The 17031-nt window shown below is 59.6% G+C and carries 18 protein-coding genes; 11 read left to right on the top strand and 7 right to left on the bottom strand.

Annotated features, from left to right (window positions below; genetic code table 11):
- Nucleotides 1-176 precede the first annotated feature (176 nt).
- The 3 genes from EOI86_RS03170 to EOI86_RS03160 form a co-directional block, all read right to left on the bottom strand.
- The gene (locus tag EOI86_RS03170) at nt 177-1001 is read right to left on the bottom strand and encodes an MBL fold metallo-hydrolase (protein ID WP_127763679.1); all 825 of its coding nucleotides are present in this window, start codon (nt 999-1001) and stop codon (nt 177-179) included.
- Between the two features lie 190 nt (nt 1002-1191).
- On the bottom strand, nt 1192-1875 hold the full coding sequence (locus tag EOI86_RS03165; RefSeq protein ID WP_127763678.1) for an OmpA/MotB family protein: 684 nt from the start codon (nt 1873-1875) through the stop codon (nt 1192-1194).
- Nucleotides 1876-1885: 10 nt separating this feature from the next.
- A complete protein-coding gene (locus EOI86_RS03160) occupies nt 1886-2683 on the bottom strand; it encodes a motility protein A (protein ID WP_127763677.1) in 798 nt (265 codons plus the stop codon).
- 154 nt (nt 2684-2837) lie between these two features.
- On the opposite strand from EOI86_RS03160, the gene EOI86_RS03155 reads away from it, so the two are divergent.
- Nucleotides 2838-4100: a class I SAM-dependent RNA methyltransferase gene (locus tag EOI86_RS03155; protein WP_161973663.1), complete on the top strand. Its 1263-nt coding sequence runs from the start codon at nt 2838-2840 to the stop codon at nt 4098-4100.
- Between the two features lies 1 nt (nt 4101).
- Here the strand turns inward: EOI86_RS03155 and EOI86_RS03150 are convergent, their stop codons facing one another.
- On the bottom strand, nt 4102-5430 hold the full coding sequence (locus EOI86_RS03150) for an MATE family efflux transporter (RefSeq protein ID WP_240035561.1): 1329 nt from the start codon (nt 5428-5430) through the stop codon (nt 4102-4104).
- A 188-nt stretch (nt 5431-5618) separates the two neighbouring features.
- Here EOI86_RS03150 and EOI86_RS03145 point away from each other — a divergent pair, with 188 nt between their 5' ends.
- On the top strand, nt 5619-5807 hold the full coding sequence (locus EOI86_RS03145; protein WP_127763675.1) for a hypothetical protein: 189 nt from the start codon (nt 5619-5621) through the stop codon (nt 5805-5807).
- Nucleotides 5808-5821: 14 nt separating this feature from the next.
- On the opposite strand, the gene EOI86_RS03140 is transcribed toward EOI86_RS03145, so the two are convergent.
- The gene (locus EOI86_RS03140; protein ID WP_127763674.1) at nt 5822-6100 is read right to left on the bottom strand and encodes a DUF3572 domain-containing protein; all 279 of its coding nucleotides are present in this window, start codon (nt 6098-6100) and stop codon (nt 5822-5824) included.
- 135 nt (nt 6101-6235) lie between these two features.
- On the opposite strand from EOI86_RS03140, the gene EOI86_RS03135 reads away from it, so the two are divergent.
- The 9 genes from EOI86_RS03135 to EOI86_RS03095 all read left to right on the top strand — a co-directional run bounded on the left by EOI86_RS03135 (nt 6236) and on the right by EOI86_RS03095 (nt 15396).
- Nucleotides 6236-7006 carry a methyltransferase domain-containing protein gene (locus tag EOI86_RS03135; protein WP_127763673.1) on the top strand — a complete coding sequence of 257 codons (771 nt, stop codon included), beginning with the start codon at nt 6236-6238 and terminating at the stop codon, nt 7004-7006.
- Complete coding sequence (locus tag EOI86_RS03130; protein ID WP_127763672.1) at nt 7003-8016, top strand: carcinine hydrolase/isopenicillin-N N-acyltransferase family protein; 1014 nt, start codon at nt 7003-7005, stop codon at nt 8014-8016. Before EOI86_RS03135 ends, EOI86_RS03130 begins: the two co-directional genes overlap by 4 nt.
- 189 nt (nt 8017-8205) lie before the next feature.
- Nucleotides 8206-9432 (top strand): ABC transporter substrate-binding protein, encoded by a 1227-nt coding sequence (locus EOI86_RS03125; protein ID WP_193555765.1) that lies wholly within the window; start codon nt 8206-8208, stop codon nt 9430-9432.
- Nucleotides 9433-9517: 85 nt separating this feature from the next.
- Nucleotides 9518-11356, top strand: a complete 1839-nt coding sequence (locus tag EOI86_RS03120; RefSeq protein ID WP_127763671.1) for an ABC transporter permease — start codon at nt 9518-9520, stop codon at nt 11354-11356.
- Nucleotides 11353-12096 carry an ABC transporter ATP-binding protein gene (locus tag EOI86_RS03115; RefSeq protein ID WP_127763670.1) on the top strand — a complete coding sequence of 248 codons (744 nt, stop codon included), beginning with the start codon at nt 11353-11355 and terminating at the stop codon, nt 12094-12096. The genes EOI86_RS03120 and EOI86_RS03115 overlap by 4 nt, the downstream gene beginning before the upstream one ends.
- Complete coding sequence (locus EOI86_RS03110; RefSeq protein WP_127763669.1) at nt 12093-12815, top strand: ABC transporter ATP-binding protein; 723 nt, start codon at nt 12093-12095, stop codon at nt 12813-12815. Before EOI86_RS03115 ends, EOI86_RS03110 begins: the two co-directional genes overlap by 4 nt.
- 66 nt (nt 12816-12881) lie before the next feature.
- Complete coding sequence (locus EOI86_RS03105) at nt 12882-14336, top strand: NAD-dependent succinate-semialdehyde dehydrogenase (protein ID WP_127763668.1); 1455 nt, start codon at nt 12882-12884, stop codon at nt 14334-14336.
- Nucleotides 14337-14402: 66 nt separating this feature from the next.
- Entirely contained in the window at nt 14403-15062 is a 660-nt protein-coding gene (locus tag EOI86_RS03100; protein WP_127763667.1) for a hypothetical protein, read from the top strand.
- Nucleotides 15063-15084: 22 nt separating this feature from the next.
- Nucleotides 15085-15396 carry an HNH endonuclease signature motif containing protein gene (locus EOI86_RS03095; protein ID WP_127763666.1) on the top strand — a complete coding sequence of 104 codons (312 nt, stop codon included), beginning with the start codon at nt 15085-15087 and terminating at the stop codon, nt 15394-15396.
- A 16-nt stretch (nt 15397-15412) separates the two neighbouring features.
- Here the strand turns inward: EOI86_RS03095 and EOI86_RS03090 are convergent, their stop codons facing one another.
- Entirely contained in the window at nt 15413-15757 is a 345-nt protein-coding gene (locus tag EOI86_RS03090) for an ArsC family reductase (RefSeq protein ID WP_127763665.1), read from the bottom strand.
- A 4-nt stretch (nt 15758-15761) separates the two neighbouring features.
- Nucleotides 15762-16640 (bottom strand): N-formylglutamate amidohydrolase, encoded by an 879-nt coding sequence (locus EOI86_RS03085; RefSeq protein WP_161973662.1) that lies wholly within the window; start codon nt 16638-16640, stop codon nt 15762-15764.
- Nucleotides 16641-17031: the final 391 nt, after the last annotated feature.

Genomic DNA, 17031 nt, shown 5'->3' with positions numbered 1-17031 from the left:
TGGTTCAAAGCGCCGAGATTCCGCAGCGCCCCAGACCTTCAGCCGCCCGGCCAGGGCCGGAAAGCCATTCGGCACCCCCGCCGTCATACAACAGGATAATCGCTTCGGGCGCTTATGGTAAGGGCGTTGCAAACGATTTGCATGCGGTGAAAAGCAGAGAGAGTGCCTGCCGGCGGCTAAAGCAGGTTGATCCGCATGTTTTCACGCGCGACAACGGCGCCTGACCATGTGTCCCTTGCCTGCATCTCAAGCTCTTCCATGAACTTGTCTTCATGGGTCGGGTCATGATGGAAGATCGCCAGCATCTTGGCATTCGCCATTTTGCAAAGCCGCACGCCTTCTTCCCAGGTCGAATGCCCCCAACCAACCTTGCTTGGAAATTCTTCTTCCGTATAGGTGCTGTCGTAAATCACCAGATCGGCGCCCTCGATCAATTCAAGGACCGTTTCATCCGGTCGTCCTGGGATATGCTCAAGGTCGGTGACATAGCACATCGCCTTGCCCTTGAACTCCACCCGATAACCGGTCGCGCCGTTCGGATGGTTCAACGGTTTTGTCCGGATTACCACACCCGGCGTCAGGCTGAACGAGTCGCCAGCGGAAAAATCCTCGAAGGACAGGTTGGACTGCATCGCTTCCAGCGGCACCGGGAAAAACGGCTGCGCCATCTGCCCGCCGAGCACTTTGCGCACGCCGCCTTCTTCCTGGATATGGCCGGCCATGATGTTGAAGCTTTTGCCGGGAACAAAGGCCGGGGTGAAGAAAGGAAAGCCGTTGATGTGGTCCCAATGGGTGTGGGACAGCATGATATTGGCGCGGTGCACATCCTTGCGCAGCAACCAGGCACCCAGATTCCGGATACCCGTTCCGGCATCGAAGATGATACGCTCGCCGCCAGTCGAAACTTCGATACAGCTCGTATTGCCGCCAAAGCCGATATGGCGCGGCGACGGACAAGCGATCGACCCGCGAACGCCCCAGAATTTTACTTTGAAGGCCATGCCGACAAATCAACCGAATTCGTTTTCATTCTTCCCCCCCGGGTTGAGCATAGCCCAATGCTCAAAACACCTTTGGATACCGATAGTTGGTTTTCAAGGAAAAACCAGTGACCCACGTCACAGACAGAGTCAGAGGCAACCTGTTTTCTGCTAATATCGCCGTTATTGGCTGGATTTAGGACCACTTTCATCATGGATGAAGCCGAATAGCGATGCGCCGGTTCTGACGCCGGTTCTCAGGAATTGCCTCGCCCGCAACATTGGTCGCTTTAAGTTTAGGCCGTGTATCCGCATAGCCCGCCGCTTGCATTCGCTCGGGATCCATCCCTTCTTCAATCAAATATCGTACCACGCTTGCCGCCTGAAGCGCGGACAGTTCCCAATTCGACGGAAATTCCGGTGTGCTGATGGGCACATCATCCGTATGCCCTTCCACATCAACGAAATAGAGGTTGTAGGGCGGATCCTGCAATTCGTAGCGGATCTGCCGCAGGATCAATTTTGCCTGATCGGTCATTTCCACCGATTGCGGCTTGAAGAACGATGCCACAACGAAATCGATGACGATCCCTTCGTCGTCGAAGCCGACCTGCACGTCGCCCGGCGGCAGCTCAGACGTGGTGTCTACAATTGCCTGGACCTTGCTGTGCATCTTGTAGATCGGCAGAACTTCCTTGGCTTCTTCCTGCTCCTGCTTGCCGACTGTACCCTTGATGCCAGCCTGGACCTCTTCGAATCGCACGAGGTCGATTTTCGAGAACGAGATCAACATTACGAAAAAGGCCATCAACAGCGTGATCGCATCCGCATAGGTGACGAGCCAGTCATCCTCGTTCTCCTGGACGGCGTCCGATCTGCGGCGGCGATGCGGCATGTTGTTTCTCCTACCGTTCGCGCAGTTGCTTGTCGATGTCGAAACGGATTGCCGGGTCCAGGAAACTGTTCATACGGTCCTGGATAAAGCGCGGGTTCTTGCGGTCGGCCAAAAGGGCCAGTCCTTCCAACAACAATTCGTGCCGAAACCGGTTGATTTCATGCCGCTGGGTCATTTTGTTGGCCGCCGGCAGACAGATCATCCGCGCCATGATGACGCCGTAGAGCGTGGTATTGAGGGCGACAGCAAGTCCATTGCCCAGTTGCGTCGGATCCGTTCCCATATCATCCAGCATGATGATCAGCCCCACCAAGGTGCCGATCATGCCGAAGGCAGGCGCCGTGCTCGCCATGTTCTTGCAGATATTGGCCGGCACCATGTTCCGTTCGAAGGTGGAATTCGCGACAGATTGCAGGTTGGACCGGATGTCGTCTGCCTTGTATCCCGACAAGACAAGTTCAAGCCCGAAGCTCAGGAACGGGTCCGCCTTGACCTTCTGGGCTTCCTGCTCCAACGCCGTAACGCCCTTTTGCTGGGACAAATACCCCCAACGGATAATTCGGCCGACTTCCTGGTTCAGAATGCTTCGGCCGATGCGCTGGACCGAGAAAGTGGATAAGATTCCACGCAGAGCGAGCAGGACATAGCGCGCCTCCTGCCCCAGGAATGTGGCGGCCAAGGTTCCGCCGACAACCATCACAAAGCTGGAACCGCTGGCGAAAATCCAATAGTTGTCCGTGCTGATGACGATCGACCCGATAAACAGGCTGATGCATAGAAGGAAGGCAATGAACGTATTGATCGACATCGGTTCCAGGCCGTCCATTCCTAAGTAAAGGCGGCTAAATCTTAAGTATGGCCATGTAAAAAAACAGCCAAACCACCAGCGTAAATAAGAAATTCCCCACGAAAAGTTACATTAGTTCACTTAATATTTAAACGTTTCTTTGATGGATACGAAAATGGACCAATCAAACCCGGTTGAAGTGACACGGCTTGGCGCCCGCGGCGACGGCATCGCGGATGGGCCGGATGGACCGATCTATATCCCGTTTTCGGCCCCGGGCGACCTGATCCGGGTTCTCAAAACCGCCTCGCGGGGCGACGGCAAGGTCGCCGTGCAATCCGAACTTGTCAGTTCAGGGGCCGGTCGCACGGACCCGCCCTGCCCGCATTTCGGAACCTGCGGAGGGTGCAGCCTGCAACATGTCTCCGTGGATCTGATCGCGGCTTTCAAACGCGAAATGCTCGCCGATGCGCTTTCCAAGCGCGGATTCACGGACATCGATGTCGCGGAAACCGTCTCCGTCCCCGCCGGCACCCGCCGCCGGGCGCGGCTTTCCTGCATCAAGACGATCAAAGGCTGGGTCATCGGCTTCAATGAACGCGGCACCAATCGGATAACGGGGATAGAAGGCTGTTTGATCCTGAGCCCCGCGCTGACCGCCTTGCTGCCGGGGCTTAAGAAGTTATTGAACGACCTGCCCTCGATGGGACGGGGCGGCGACATCCAGTTGACCGAGGGGTCTTCGGGCGTCGAAGCCGTTCTGTTCCCTGAAAAGCCCAAGGACCTTACGCTGGATGAGCGATACCTGCTGACCGACTGGGCCGAGGAAAACGACCTTTCCCGCCTTGTTTGGCAGGACCGGTCTGGCGCGGATCCGGTGGTTGAACGGCGGCCATTCGTCCTGCGGATCAAGGGCGCGACATTGGCCCCGCCGGCCGCCGCCTTCCTGCAGGCCAGCGAAGATGGCGAAGAAGCGATCGTGGAACGGGCGCTGACCGCGGCCAAGGGCGCGCGGCGCGTCGCCGACCTGTTCTGTGGATGCGGCACCATTTCCCTGCCGCTCGCCGCCGCCGGACACAGTGTCCACGCCGTGGAGATCGACCGCGCCCTGCTCGCAGCGGTCCAACGCATGGGGGGCGGGAATGTCACCATCGAAGCTCGCGACTTGGCGCGAAGCCCTATCCCGACCGCAGACCTCGCCCCCTACGATGCTGTGGTTTTCGACCCACCACGCGCCGGTGCGGCCGATCAGGCGACCGAAATTGCCGCGTCCACCGTGCCCACGGTCGTGGCTGTTTCCTGCAACCCGGCGACGCTGGCGCGCGACCTTCGCATCCTGGCGGATGGCGGATACCACATAGAAAGCGTCACGCCGATCGACCAGTTCACTTGGTCATCGCATTTGGAAGCGGTCGCGGTTCTACGACGGGAAGATTAAGTCAGCGGTCGATGCTGCGCAGCAAAGCCGGATAGCGCAGACCAAGCGTCACCCCACGCAAAATCATAAGGACCACAAGCGACGCCCAAAGACCGTGATTGCCGAATGCCTGCTCCAACACGGCCAGCGCAGCCAGATATCCGATGAAGGTGATGAGCATGCTGTTGCGCAAATCCACCGACCGCGTCGCGCCGATGAATATGCCGTCCAAGGTAAAGCACCAAACCGAGACGATCGGCATGATCGCCGCCCAGAACAGATAGGTGTTCGCGGTGTTACGCACTTCCGGAATGCCGGTCAGACCATCGATGATATAGGGGCCTGCGACGAAGAATATCGCGGTAGCCCCGACGGCGATGCCCAAGCCCCAAAGCAAGGCAACCTTTGAGGCTTCGTGAAAGCCGGCGCGGTCCCGCCGTCCTTTCGCGCCCCCGACCAATGCTTCCGCCGCATGGGCGAAGGCATCAAGCCCGTGAGAGCTGAAGGTCAGGAATTGGTACAGCACGGCGTTTGCGGCCAGGGTCACGTCGCCCATCTGCGCGCCCCGTGCTGTGAAAATCCCGAAAGCGGTCAGCAAGCAGAAAGTGCGGATGAAGATGTCGCGGTTGATAGCCACCATCGTCTTGAATTCACGGAAACTGAAATGACTGCGGTCGATGGGGATCCGGCCGCTCATCCCGCCAAGACGACGCAGGACCAACACACCACCCAACGCAAAGCCGGCGAATTCCGCGATCAAGGTTGCGGCCGCCACGCCTTCGACGCCCCAGCCCAACCCGACGACGAACAAAAGGTCCAACGCGATATTGATACCGTTTGTGAACACTTGGATGGCAAGCGGCGTCCGCGCGTCTTCCTGCCCCAGAAACCAGCCCAGGATCACAAAAGTACCCAAGGCGGCGGGCGCGCCCCAAACACGAATAAAGAAATATGTTCGCGCGAAGTCCTCTACCTGCTCACTGGCGGGGATAAGACTGAAGGAAAGCAACGCGATCGGTAGCTGCAACAGGATGATCCCGGCGGCGAGGCCGAAAGCGATGGCGCCGGCACGGAACAAAACGGTTTGAATACCGGCCTCGTCAGCACTGCCGAAGGCCTGCGCTATCAGGCCCGTCGTGCTCATCCGAAGGAAACCGAAACTCCAATAGACATATGAAAAGATCAGCGCCCCAATAGCGACCGCGCCGAGATAGGCGGGGTCGGGCAAATGCCCCATGACCGCCGTATCCACCGCGCCGAGCAAGGGCACCGAAATATTGGAAATGATCATCGGCATGGCCAGCCGCCAAATTCGGCGATGCCAGTTGCCTGCCTGAACCCCGGTGTTCACGCCGCTTCCCGCCCTCAATTTGAAAAAAGCGCTATTTAAGCATCGTCGCGCATTGCGGTACCCAGTGACCACAATCACTGCGTCTCTATTGAAACTGCGTCACCTTTTCCGCGACTTCAACACTGTTCGGGTTTGCGCTTCTCCCCCAATACGCGCAAGGCCCAGAAGTGAAAGCTAGGAATTCAAAAATGCCATGGATCGACTATGGAGACTACGCACGGACCCAATCGGATTGGGCACATTCGCTGCTGAAAAAGGCAACAAAATCGGACCCCGCCACGGCGGAAGATCTGGGCCAAAAAGCCAAGCAAGCGATGCACCGGGTTACGGTGCACCTGAAAGCGACTGGTCGGGCAGACGAACTTGAACACGCCTAAAACGGCCGGTTTCGTCAGTATTCCAGAACATCCCCGCCGGGAAGAAGCCGCCGCGCACGGGCCGGTTCCTCAGGTTCAATCGACGCACTTTCGGCGAAATCCATGACCATGGCGTCATCCGCCAGGATGAAGTCGAGGACGCCCGCTAGAAACACCGGATCGTCCACTTGGTTGCGAATTTCCACCGGCCCCACACCGGTCACGGCCAGGAAACGACCGATCCGGTCGGCATCCTGAGAGAGATAGATCAACGCATCCCGCGCGAGTGAGACGGCGTTTTCCGTTCGCTTCATTATCTTCCCTTCACAAACTTCGGCATGGGATCCATTTGACGGCGCACCGCCGCAGCCGCATCAATAACATTGCAGGTCGGCGCCGCAAGCTTCACATTTCCGGCACCAAAACGCGCAACAGCGAGAGGTCGACCGATGGTTTGGGATCCACATCAGTATCTTGCCTTTGCCGGGCACCGCCTGCGACCCGCCTTGGATCTGCTTGCCCGAATTCCGGACAAGGGTCAGAAAAAAATTGTCGATCTTGGATGCGGTCCCGGTACGGTCACGACCTTCCTGACCGATCGATGGCCGGACGCGGATGTCCTGGGTTTGGATTCCAGCGAAGAGATGCTGGCCAAGGCCGGTGAAGCGGCACCCAACGCACGGTTCGAGGTTGCCGATATCGGCGAATGGGAACCGTCGGAACCCGTCGACCTGATTTATACAAACGCAGCCCTGCATTGGCTGCCGGATCATCAGGACCTGTTCCCGAAATTGTTCTCCCACCTAAAACCCGGCGGCATTCTGGCCGTTCAAATTCCGCGCAACTTCAGCCGCCCGTCCCATATCAGCGTCGCCGAGGCGGCGAAGGACGGCCCCTGGGAAGCGACGCTGGCACCGATGATCAAACCACCGCCGACACATGCGCCAAATGTCTATTACGACATTCTGGCCCCTTTGGCAGGCGAACTGGACATTTGGGAAACCAACTACATCCAAGCGCTGGAGGGTGACAACCCGGTCGCCGAATGGACCAAAGGCACCTGGCTGCGGCCATTCCTGGACGCCTTGGACGAACCGGACAAATCCGGCTTTGAGCAGGCCTACCGCAAACGGATCGCCGCCGCCTATCCGAAACAAGAGAACGGAAAGACACTGTTGCCTTTCCTGCGGTTATTCATCGTGGCGGGCAAACCCGAATGACGACGGCCCCCGGCGCATCGACTGCATCGAACCAGCAAGGGTTTCCAAAGATCCCTGTGCATGACATCGGCGATGCGCCGCTTGGCGTGCTTGCGGATTTGGAGCCCGAACGCCTCGCCAAAATTCTCGCATCGGGACGCCGACATCTGGGAACTCTTCCTTTGCGGTTCCTGGACAGAAGATCGGAAAAATGGGCCGGACGGACCGGGAACCCTTTCCTGCATGAAGTCCGAGCCGTTACGACGGGCCGCCCGCAGGGCCTGTGGTTCATGAATTTCTGCTACGAATGGGGCTGCACGACCGGCGCCGCGACGCCGGAAGGCAGATCGGCCCCCATGCTGCGCAGAACCCTGGACTGGCCTTTTGATGAAATCGGCCGAAACATGGTGCTGGTCCGCCAGGTTGGACCGAAAGGACCTAACCTGTATCCGACCTGGCCCGGTTATCTGGGGGCGATCAGCGGCATGGCACCGGGCCGCTTCGCCATCATGATCAATCAGGCGCCGATGACGAAAAAGACGGGAATCCTGCCATTCGACTGGGTTGCGGCTCGGATCGCCACGGGGCGTTCGATGGCCCTTCCCCCTTCTCATCTGCTGCGGATGGTCTTCGAGACCTGCGCGGATTTCGACGAGGCTGTCGACAAGCTGACACATACGCCGATCGCGCTACCCGTCATCTTCACGATTGCCGGGATGGAACCCGGGCAGACGCTGACCATCGAAAGGCAGAGAAACGCAGCCCGCATCGACCGGGAAAGCGCTGTCGCCGCCAATCACTGGCGGCTGTACGACGAACCTGCGAGGGCGCGCGGCAAGACCAGTCCGGAACGGGCAGCACATATGGTCCAAAGTTGGAACGACGACCGTTTGAACTTTGGTTGGCTATCGCCGCCCGTCCTCAACAAGGATACGCGACTGGCCCTGGAATGCGACATGGCCACCGGGACGATGCATGTTCTGGGCTGTGAAAGGGACGGTATCGTCACCGACATTACGGCAATCCAATAATTCTGCTGTTGAGAAGCCGCACAAGCCGCCTTAGTTATTTACTATCGTAGGGGGACTCGTCGGAGCCGCACACTCCGCGGGACAGTGGGCCGGTATGATTGCCGGCGTAGTACACTGGTTTGAGGTTCCCAGGGTGCAGACATTCGTTAGGTTTGCCGGCCGAGGCCGGCATACAGATAAGGGCAGAGCATGACACGGACTCGACGCCAGATCGCCGCCGGACTGATAGCCACCTTCGCAATGGGCTCCCTGGCCCTGACATCCATGCATGGAACCGCGAACGCGGCCGACGCCATCAAGATTGGCGAGATCAACAGTTATACATCCCTACCCGCCTTCACCGTCCCCTATAAACAAGGATGGGAACTGGCCGTTGAGGAAATCAACGCGGCCGGCGGCGTGCTCGGACGACCCTTGGAGGTCATCTCCCGCGACGATGCCGGTAAGCCGGGCGACGCGGTTCGGATCGTCGAGGAATTGCTGAGCCGCGACAAAGTCGACCTGATCGCAGGCACCTTCTTCTCCCATATCGGGCTTGCGGTTGCCGATGTCGCCAAACGGCAAAAGGTATTCTTCATGGCCGCCGAGCCGCTGAGCGACGCAATGGTCTGGAGCAAGGGCAACCGCTACACATTCCGCCTGCGGCCGAGCACGCATATGCAGGCTTCCATGTTGGCGGAGGAAGCGGCGAAACTTCCCGCAAAGACCTGGGCGACAATCGCGCCGAACTACAAATACGGCCAGGACGCCGTTGCCGCCTTTCAGCGCCTGCTGAAAGAACGCCGTCCCGATGTAAAGTTCGTTGCCGCGCAATGGCCGGCCCTGTTCAAGATTGACGCCGGCGCCGAAGCCGAAGCCCTGGCAGCCGCCAATCCGGACGCGATCTATAACGTCACATTCGGCGGCGACCTGTCCAAATTTGTGCGCGAAGGCAGCCTGCGCGGCTTGTTCAAAGACCGCACGGTGGTCAGTCTGCTGACCGGCGAACCGGAATACCTGGAACCGTTAAAGGACGAAACACCGGATGGCTGGATCGTCACCGGGTATCCCTGGTATGCGATCAACACGCCCGAACATAAGGCATTCGTGAATGCCTATGACGAAAAATTTGGGGAATCCCCTAAGGTCGGGTCACTTGTCGGTTACAACACCTTCATGTCCATCGCCGCTATTATCGAAAAGGCAGGCTCAACCGACACGGAAGCCATGGTCGATGCCGCGGAAGGCATCGAGGTGTCGACCCCGATCGGTCCGATCACGTTCCGGAAGTCGGATCATCAATCGACGATGGGTGCCTTCGTCGGCCGCACCGCGGTTCAGAACGGGAACGGTGTGATGGTCGACTGGCGCTACGCAAACGGCGCCGATCACCTGCCGGGACCGGATGAAGTGAAACACCTGCGGGCGGGTAACTGATCCGCATGTCGCGGCGGCCCGGTTCCAGCCGGACCGCCGCGGCTCGCAGCGCCATTCAAATGATCGCGCTGGACAAGGTATCCCCATGTTGACCGGACAAATTCTAACCGGGCTCGCCGGCGCGTCCGTCCTGTTCTTCATCGCGGCGGGCCTGTCGCTGATTTTCGGTGTCACGAAAATCGTCAACTTCGCCCATGGCTCCTTCTACATGCTGGGGGCCTATATCGCCTATACGCTGACCGAGGCGTTCGGCGCGTCCGGACTGGGGTTCTGGCCATCCATCCTGTTAAGCGCGCTTGCCGTGGGCATGATAGGAGCCCTGGCCGAAATCACCGTCCTTAAGCCGGTCTACAAAGCGCCGCCGCTGTTTCAATTGCTCGTCACCTTTGGGCTGGTTTTGATCATCGAAGATCTCACCTTGCTGGTATGGGGACCGGAAGACCGGTTGGGTCAGCGCGCCCCGGGATTAAGCGGCGCTGTGGAATTGCTGGGAACACAGATCCCCAGTTACGACTTCTTCCTGATCGCGGCCGGCCCCGTCGTCTTGGGTCTGGTCTGGTTGCTGCTGAATAAGACGCGCTGGGGCATCCTGGTCCGCGCCGCCACCGAAGACCGGGAAATGGCCGCTGCGTTGGGCATCGATCAACGCATCCTTTTCACCGGTGTCTTCTTCCTGGGGTCCGCCTTGGCCGGCCTCGGCGGGGCGCTGCAATTGCCGAAGGGCGGGGCGGACTTGATGATGGATCTCACCGTCATTGCGCCTGCCTTCGTCGTCGTCGTGGTCGGCGGAATGGGCAGCCTGACCGGCGCCTATGTCGCGGCCGTCGTCATCGGGCTTGCGAATACTTTCGGTGTCGTCCTGTTGCCGCAGGCCACTCTCGTCCTGATGTTCCTGGTGATGGCGGTTGTCCTGCTGCTGCGTCCCCATGGGTTGTTCGGGCAGCCGGAACGCGCGGAACGCGGCCATACGCCCGGCGCGGGCTATCCCGCGGCCGGGGCCATGGAAAAAGCAATCTGGTCCGTTGTCCTGATCGGCGCCCTGCTGCTGCCTCTCGCACAGGACGATTTCATTCTGGTGCTGGCGACCGATATCGCCGTCGCGGCCTTGTTCGCCACCTCTCTCCATTTCCTGCTCGGCCCGGCGGGGCTGGTCAGTTTTGGCCATGCCGCCTATTTCGCCATCGGCGCCTATGCAGCGGCATTGATCTCTCAACAGATCGACGGGCCCGGCATGGAAATCGCCTTGGCCTCGGCGCCGGTCCTTGCGGGTGCAGCCGCCCTGTTGTTCGGCTGGTTCTGCGTCCGTTTGAGCGGCATCTACTTTGCCATGCTGACATTGGCGGTAGCACAAATCGTCTGGTCGCTTTGCGTACAATGGACCGATCTCACCGGCGGCGATGACGGTCTGTTGGGTCTGTGGCCCAGCGACTGGGCGGACAGCCGCATGGTCTATTACTATCTGACACTCGCCCTATCCCTTGCCGCGATATTGCTGCTGCGCCGCGCGGTGCATGCGCCGTTCGGTTTCGCCTTGCGCGCGGGACGCGATGCGAAAGCCCGTGCCGAGGCCATCGGCATTGACGTCATGCACCAGCAATGGCTCGCCTTTGCCCTGGCCGGTGCTGCCGCCGGATTGGCCGGCGCGTTATTCGTCTTTTCCAAAGGCAGCATCTTTCCCGACGAGGCCGCCATTCCTCGATCGGTCGACGCGTTGGTAATGGTCCTGCTAGGCGGGGTCGGCCATCTCGCCGGACCGGTGCTGGGATCCGCCGCCTTCACCCTGTTGCACGACCAACTGTCCCGTTTCGATCAGTGGCGTCTGCTGCTGGGCATCGTGATCATCCTGGTCTCGACCCTCGCGCCCGCCGGCCTTTCCGGCCTGCCAGCCATGATACGGGCCTTTGCCATGCGGAGGCGCATATGACGCTGTTGGATGTGCAACGCCTGTCCAAACGCTTCGGCGCCGTCAGCGCCGTCGACAATGTTTCCTTCGACGTGGCGCGGACGGAGATGCTGGCCATCATCGGCCCGAACGGCGCAGGCAAGTCTACTTGCTTCAACATGATCGGGGGACAGATCGAACCCGATATGGGGACGGTCCTGTTCGACGGGACCGATATCACCCGCGATACCCCGCAAAAACTGTTTCGATCCGGTATCGGCAGAACCTTCCAGATCGCCGCGGTATTCCAGTCGATGAACGTCAGGGAAGTACTGCAGACGGCGCTGCTGTCGCGCGACGGCAGGACCGCATCCTTCCTGTTTCCCGCCCGCCGATACAAGGGCGAGGAAGCGGATGAACTCGCTGCCTCCGTCGGCCTCCAGGACTTCTTGAACACGGAATGCCGCGCGCTTTCCTATGGCGACTTGAAACGGGTGGAACTTGCCCTCGCACTCGCCAACCGGCCAAGGCTGTTGTTGATGGATGAACCGACGGCGGGAATGGCGCCCGACGGCCGCCAACAGATGATGCGCCTGGTGCGGTCGCTTGCCGACAAATCGGGCATCAGCGTTCTGTTCACCGAACATGACATGGACGTCGTCTTCAATCATGCCGACAGGATTTTGGTCCTGAATAAGGGGCAGGTCCTCGCCCTCGACACGCCGGATGAAATTCGCGCCGACCCTGCCGTACAGGCCGTGTATTTGGGGGAGGAAGCATGACTTCGCCCCAGGCCGCCAACGGCCTTACGATTGAAAATATTTCGGCCGGCTATGGGCAGGCCCTGGCGATCCGGGACATATCGCTGACGGTCGCACCGGGCCAGGTCGTCGCGCTTTTGGGCCGCAACGGGGCCGGCAAATCGACGACCTTGAAGGCCGTTATGGGCATGCTTCACTTGCGAAGCGGCAGCGTTTCGATGGACGGGGTCACGGTGTCGAACCGCCCGGTCCATGCCCGCGCTCGCACCGGCATCGGTTATGTGCCGGAAGACCGGCGCATCTTCACCGGCCTGACGGTCTCGGAAAACCTGGAGGCCGGACGCAGGCCTGCCGATGGCACCGATGCATGGACGCCGAAAAAGCTGTTCGACCTGTTCCCGAACCTGGCGCCCGCGCGGGACCGGCATGCGGCGCAGTTGAGCGGCGGCGAACAACAAATGCTGGCGTTGGCCAGAACGTTGATGGGCAACCCTCGAATGCTGTTGCTCGACGAACCGTCCGAGGGGCTGGCGCCTGTCATCGTCGATGCCCTGGCGCAGGTCGTGAAAACCCTTAAACAGGAAGGGTTGGGTATACTGCTATGCGAGCAGAACACGGTCTTCACCGCCAAGGTTGCAGACCGGGCTGCCATTATTGAAAGTGGCTCACTACAGTATGAAGGGTCCATGAGCGAGCTAGCCCTGGACGATGCCGTCCGAAAGCGCTACCTCGCTGTATAGGGGACGAACCTTAGCGTTGACAATTTAGGGCCCGGTCAACGGGCCCGCCCCAAGGGAGACAGATTAATGCAATTGAACGACCCCACGCTTTTACGCTCCAAGGCCTATATCAACGGTAAATGGACCGACGCCGCCAATGGCGCGACCTATCCCGTCATGAACCCGGCCACGCAGGAACGCTTGGCCGATGTCACCTGCTGCACGGCGGACGATACCCGCGCCGCGATCGCCGCAGCGGAAAAGGCTCAACCCGCCTGGGCAGCACGCACCGGTAAGGAACGTGCAGCCATCATGCGCAAATGGTTCGACCTGATGATGGAACATCAGGACGATCTTGGCATGATCATGACCCTGGAACAGGGTAAGCCGTTGGCCGAAGCGAAGGGTGAGGTTGCCTATGCCGCCTCGTTCATCGAATGGTTTGGCGAGGAAGCCAAACGGCTCTACGGCGACACCATCCCCCAGCATCGCGCGGACAACCGCATTCTGGTTATCAAGCAGCCGATCGGCGTCACCGCCGGCATCACGCCTTGGAACTTCCCGGCCGCGATGATCACCCGGAAAGCCGGTCCCGCCCTTGCCAGCGGCTGTGCGATGGTTGTGAAACCGGCTCAGCTGACGCCGCTCTCGGCGCTCGCAATGGCCGAACTGGCCGAGCGCGCCGGGGTGCCTGCCGGCATCCTTTCGGTCGTCACCGGCAACAATGCACGCGAAATCGGCACAGAATTGGCGACCAATCCGACGATCCGCAAACTCGGTTTCACCGGGTCCACACAGGTCGGTAAGACGCTGATGGAACAGGCAGCGGGCACCGTGAAGAAGGTCAGCCTGGAACTTGGCGGGAATGCGCCTTTCATCGTCTTCGACGATGCGGATTTGGACGCCGCCATCGAAGGCACGATGATTTCGAAGTTCCGCAATGCCGGACAGACATGCGTCTGCGCGAACCGTATCTTCGTCCAAGACGACATTTATGACCGTTACTTGGACAAGCTCGGTGCGGCGGTATCAGCCCTCAAGGTGGGCAACGGTCTTGAAGAAGGTGTGACCATCGGACCGCTGATCGACGAAAAGGCTATTACCAAGGTTGAAAGCCTGGTCTCCTCGGCGAAAGCTTCCGGCGCGACCACAACCCTGGGCGGGGACCCCTCGCCCCTCGGTGGCAGCTTCTACACGCCGACGATCCTGACCGGGGTCAATTCGGATATGGAAATCGCCAATGACGAGATCTTCGGACCCGTCGCCTCCATCATCCGGTTCAAGGATGAAAAAGACGCGGTGCGGATGGCGAACGACACCCCATATGGACTGGCCGCCTATTTCTACTCCCGCGACAACGCCCGCACTTGGCGCGTTTCGGAAGGGCTGGAATACGGCATGGTCGGGGTGAACAGCGGACTGATCTCCACCGAAGTCGCGCCTTTCGGCGGCGTCAAGGAATCCGGATTGGGACGGGAAGGATCCCATTACGGGATGGATGAGTGGGTCGAGCTGAAATACATTTGCATAGGCGGCATTTAAGACCGGCAAAGAAGAGGCGACACGCCGACCCGGCGTCGTATCCTCCACGAGTACAAGGAGCAGATCTTGGGCGGGACGCATACGCTGCGATTGTATCACGATCGGATCGGGCAAGGTGAAACGGCCACCTATCCCGGCGCCTGTCATCGCATCCTTTATTGCCGTTTCGGCGGTTTCTCGATCAGCGGGCAACAGACGGAACTGTTGTGCGACGGGGCAACCCATAGTCAGGACCCCGTCACGGTCACCGGATCGATGGACGGCGCCATCATCTGGCGGTTCGAATTGTTCAGGAACGGCGACGAGCCGGGCGGTCAACCGATCGGCGCCGTTTCCAGCGAATTGAAAATTCAAGAGGAAGTGACCCTTGAACAACCGCATGGCTACCTGATCAGGTGCGACGCGGTGAACTTTCCGCTGAATTGCCAGATTTACGACCACACCCATGCCGGCCCCGGCATACGCTGCTTGCATTGCGGAAAACTGACCCTGGACATCGATGGGGAGCGGCAGGTTTTCGGCCCGAACGACGCCTGGTTCGAACCGGGCACGATTTCCGTCACCGGCGTGGCGTCGAAGGAAAAGATGACCGGTTTCATCCGTGTCATGGTTTTGCCCCGGACATATCTGGGCAAAAGCTCGATAACCTATCTGAGTGAAGCGGATTGGGAAAAGCCGAAGCGGCAGACCTACAAGACATACGTCGACAGCTTCATCGAAGTGTAGCACCGCCATCGGACTTTCGCCGATGCCGGTCCGCACCCAGCCCGCAACTCTAGGCCCTTGCCCGATATGCGGCCGCCCGTTGATAGAAGGCCCCAGCATCGACCGGCATCATTGGATACCGCGTTCCAAAGGCGGCAGCGGCTGGTCCACGCTCCACCGCATCTGCCACAAGAAAATCCATTCCCTTTTTTCGGAAGACACTTTGGCGAAGGAATTTTCCAGCGCCGAGGCCTTGCTGGCCCATCCGGACATTCAAACATTCGTGAAATGGGTTAGGAAGCAACCGCCGGAACTGATCGGTCGTCACGCGAAACCAAACCGACGTCGCGGATGATCGTGCCGCCCGCCCACTAGCCCTTCAGGCCCTGCTTGACCGCATCGGTAAAGCCGACACTGACCGTACCGTCATGGTCGAAGACCGGCCGCTTAATCAGCGCCGGATGTTCCAGCATCAAATCACGCGCCTGGGATGCATCGACGCTTGCCTTTACCGCCTCGTCCAATCCGCGCCAAGTTGTGCCGCGGCGGTTGAGTAAGAGTTCCCAGGACACTTGCCCCAACCATTTGTCGATCATTTCAGCGGTCAAACCATCCGCGCGAACATCATGGAAGCTGTGCTCCAGCCCTTCCTGTTCAGCCCATTTCCGAGCTTTCTTGCAAGTGTCGCAGTTCTTCAATCCGTGAATGACAATCATGCGATCACTCCGCCGCCTGCGGCATGGTTCGGTCCAGGGCAAAGCCGGCTATTTCCTCCGCAACCGCGGCAAGGTCACGCCGCAACACTTCGAAATTGTCAGACTTCTCCAGCGTGCCTTCATTCATATAGATCGACCGATTGATTTCCATTTGGATACTGCTGCGGCCGACTGCCGGGGCGGCATAGGCTTCGACAAGATAGGCGCCCTTGTACGGGTCGTTCAGCCGAACGGAATAGCCACGCTGTTCCAATCGGTCGCGAACGAAGGAGGTGAATTCCGGATCGGATGACCGGCCGTCGCGGTCGCCGATCACGATATCGGCGCGCTGCGATCCACCGCGCCGCGCGACGATGGGGCTGCTGCCAGCCGGCATCGAATGACAATTCACATGCCAGACCTGCCCGAATTGCCGCCAGAGGCGATCGATCTCATCACCCAGCGCCGCATGATACGGTTCCCAGTAGGTCGCGATGCGACCCCGCACTTCCTGCACGGTCAGGCGCCGGTCGTACATCGCGCGGTCCGTCGGACAGGCGCGCCAAATCAGTCCATGACCCAGGCGGGATTTGTCGGTCGGCCGTAGCGGGTCGGGCCAGGCTTCAGACAAGAGCCTGCTGTCCAGGTCATCCCGCGCCCTGTTTGGATCGATATAGCTGCGGGGAAAATGCGCACAGAGCAAGCTGGCGCCGACTTCCAACACATCAAAGAAAAGGTCGTCTACGAAGTTGTCCTGCACCCGGCGCAGGATCCGCTCAGGCACGATGGATCCGAAGTCCGCCGGAAAGACGGTTCCGCTATGCGGCGAGTCGAAAACCACCGGTGCGGTTGGACCGGCTGGTCTGTGCAAGCTGAATACACCCGGGACGGCTAGGTCGCTCACGTCAAACTCCCAAACGGCCATGCCCCGGCAAGATGATTGGGTATTCGGCCAGATTTGAACAATTGAGCGAACATTACCCGCTCGTTCCGCGAACGGCAAACCTCCGTCGAAGACCAACATGGCCTGAAACAAAGGTCATGACATCCTTTCCACAAACAAGACAACAAGGCCGCTGACGTCCAGGGAATGAAAGAAGCCGCACGGGTAGCGCACACGCCCCACTCCTGCGATTTACAATGCGGCAAGCTTTCCGCTGTTGGACCATCCATTTTGCGGTGGTAATACTTCGCCCGCGGACAGACGGGCACTACGGCAAAACCGGGTGCCACCGAATGTCCCAGTGAATAAGACCCCACGGAATAAACATACCCTCAAAACTCCCAGGAGGAAT

Origin of the sequence: Hwanghaeella grinnelliae (assembly GCF_004005845.1) — a bacterium.
Classification (GTDB): domain Bacteria; phylum Pseudomonadota; class Alphaproteobacteria; order UBA8366; family Aestuariispiraceae; genus Hwanghaeella; species Hwanghaeella grinnelliae.
This window is presented reverse-complemented; position numbering and strand designations above follow the sequence as displayed.

Bases quoted from the DNA above. Each gene is read 5' to 3' on its own strand.
- EOI86_RS03095 (WP_127763666.1), top strand. From the start codon at position 15,085: ATGCCGGTCCGCACCCAGCCCGCAACTCTAGGCCCTTGCCCGATATGC.
- EOI86_RS03110 (WP_127763669.1), top strand. From the start codon at position 12,093: ATGACTTCGCCCCAGGCCGCCAACGGCCTTACGATTGAAAATATTTCG.
- EOI86_RS03155 (WP_161973663.1), top strand. From the start codon at position 2,838: ATGGACCAATCAAACCCGGTTGAAGTGACACGGCTTGGCGCCCGCGGC.
- EOI86_RS03130 (WP_127763672.1), top strand. From the start codon at position 7,003: ATGACGACGGCCCCCGGCGCATCGACTGCATCGAACCAGCAAGGGTTT.
- EOI86_RS03125 (WP_193555765.1), top strand. From the start codon at position 8,206: ATGACACGGACTCGACGCCAGATCGCCGCCGGACTGATAGCCACCTTC.
- EOI86_RS03135 (WP_127763673.1), top strand. From the start codon at position 6,236: ATGGTTTGGGATCCACATCAGTATCTTGCCTTTGCCGGGCACCGCCTG.
- EOI86_RS03165 (WP_127763678.1), bottom strand. From the start codon at position 1,875: ATGCCGCATCGCCGCCGCAGATCGGACGCCGTCCAGGAGAACGAGGAT.
- EOI86_RS03160 (WP_127763677.1), bottom strand. From the start codon at position 2,683: ATGTCGATCAATACGTTCATTGCCTTCCTTCTATGCATCAGCCTGTTT.
- EOI86_RS03105 (WP_127763668.1), top strand. From the start codon at position 12,882: ATGCAATTGAACGACCCCACGCTTTTACGCTCCAAGGCCTATATCAAC.
- EOI86_RS03140 (WP_127763674.1), bottom strand. From the start codon at position 6,100: ATGAAGCGAACGGAAAACGCCGTCTCACTCGCGCGGGATGCGTTGATC.
- EOI86_RS03115 (WP_127763670.1), top strand. From the start codon at position 11,353: ATGACGCTGTTGGATGTGCAACGCCTGTCCAAACGCTTCGGCGCCGTC.
- EOI86_RS03170 (WP_127763679.1), bottom strand. From the start codon at position 1,001: ATGGCCTTCAAAGTAAAATTCTGGGGCGTTCGCGGGTCGATCGCTTGT.
- EOI86_RS03145 (WP_127763675.1), top strand. From the start codon at position 5,619: ATGCCATGGATCGACTATGGAGACTACGCACGGACCCAATCGGATTGG.
- EOI86_RS03090 (WP_127763665.1), bottom strand. From the start codon at position 15,757: ATGATTGTCATTCACGGATTGAAGAACTGCGACACTTGCAAGAAAGCT.
- EOI86_RS03120 (WP_127763671.1), top strand. From the start codon at position 9,518: ATGTTGACCGGACAAATTCTAACCGGGCTCGCCGGCGCGTCCGTCCTG.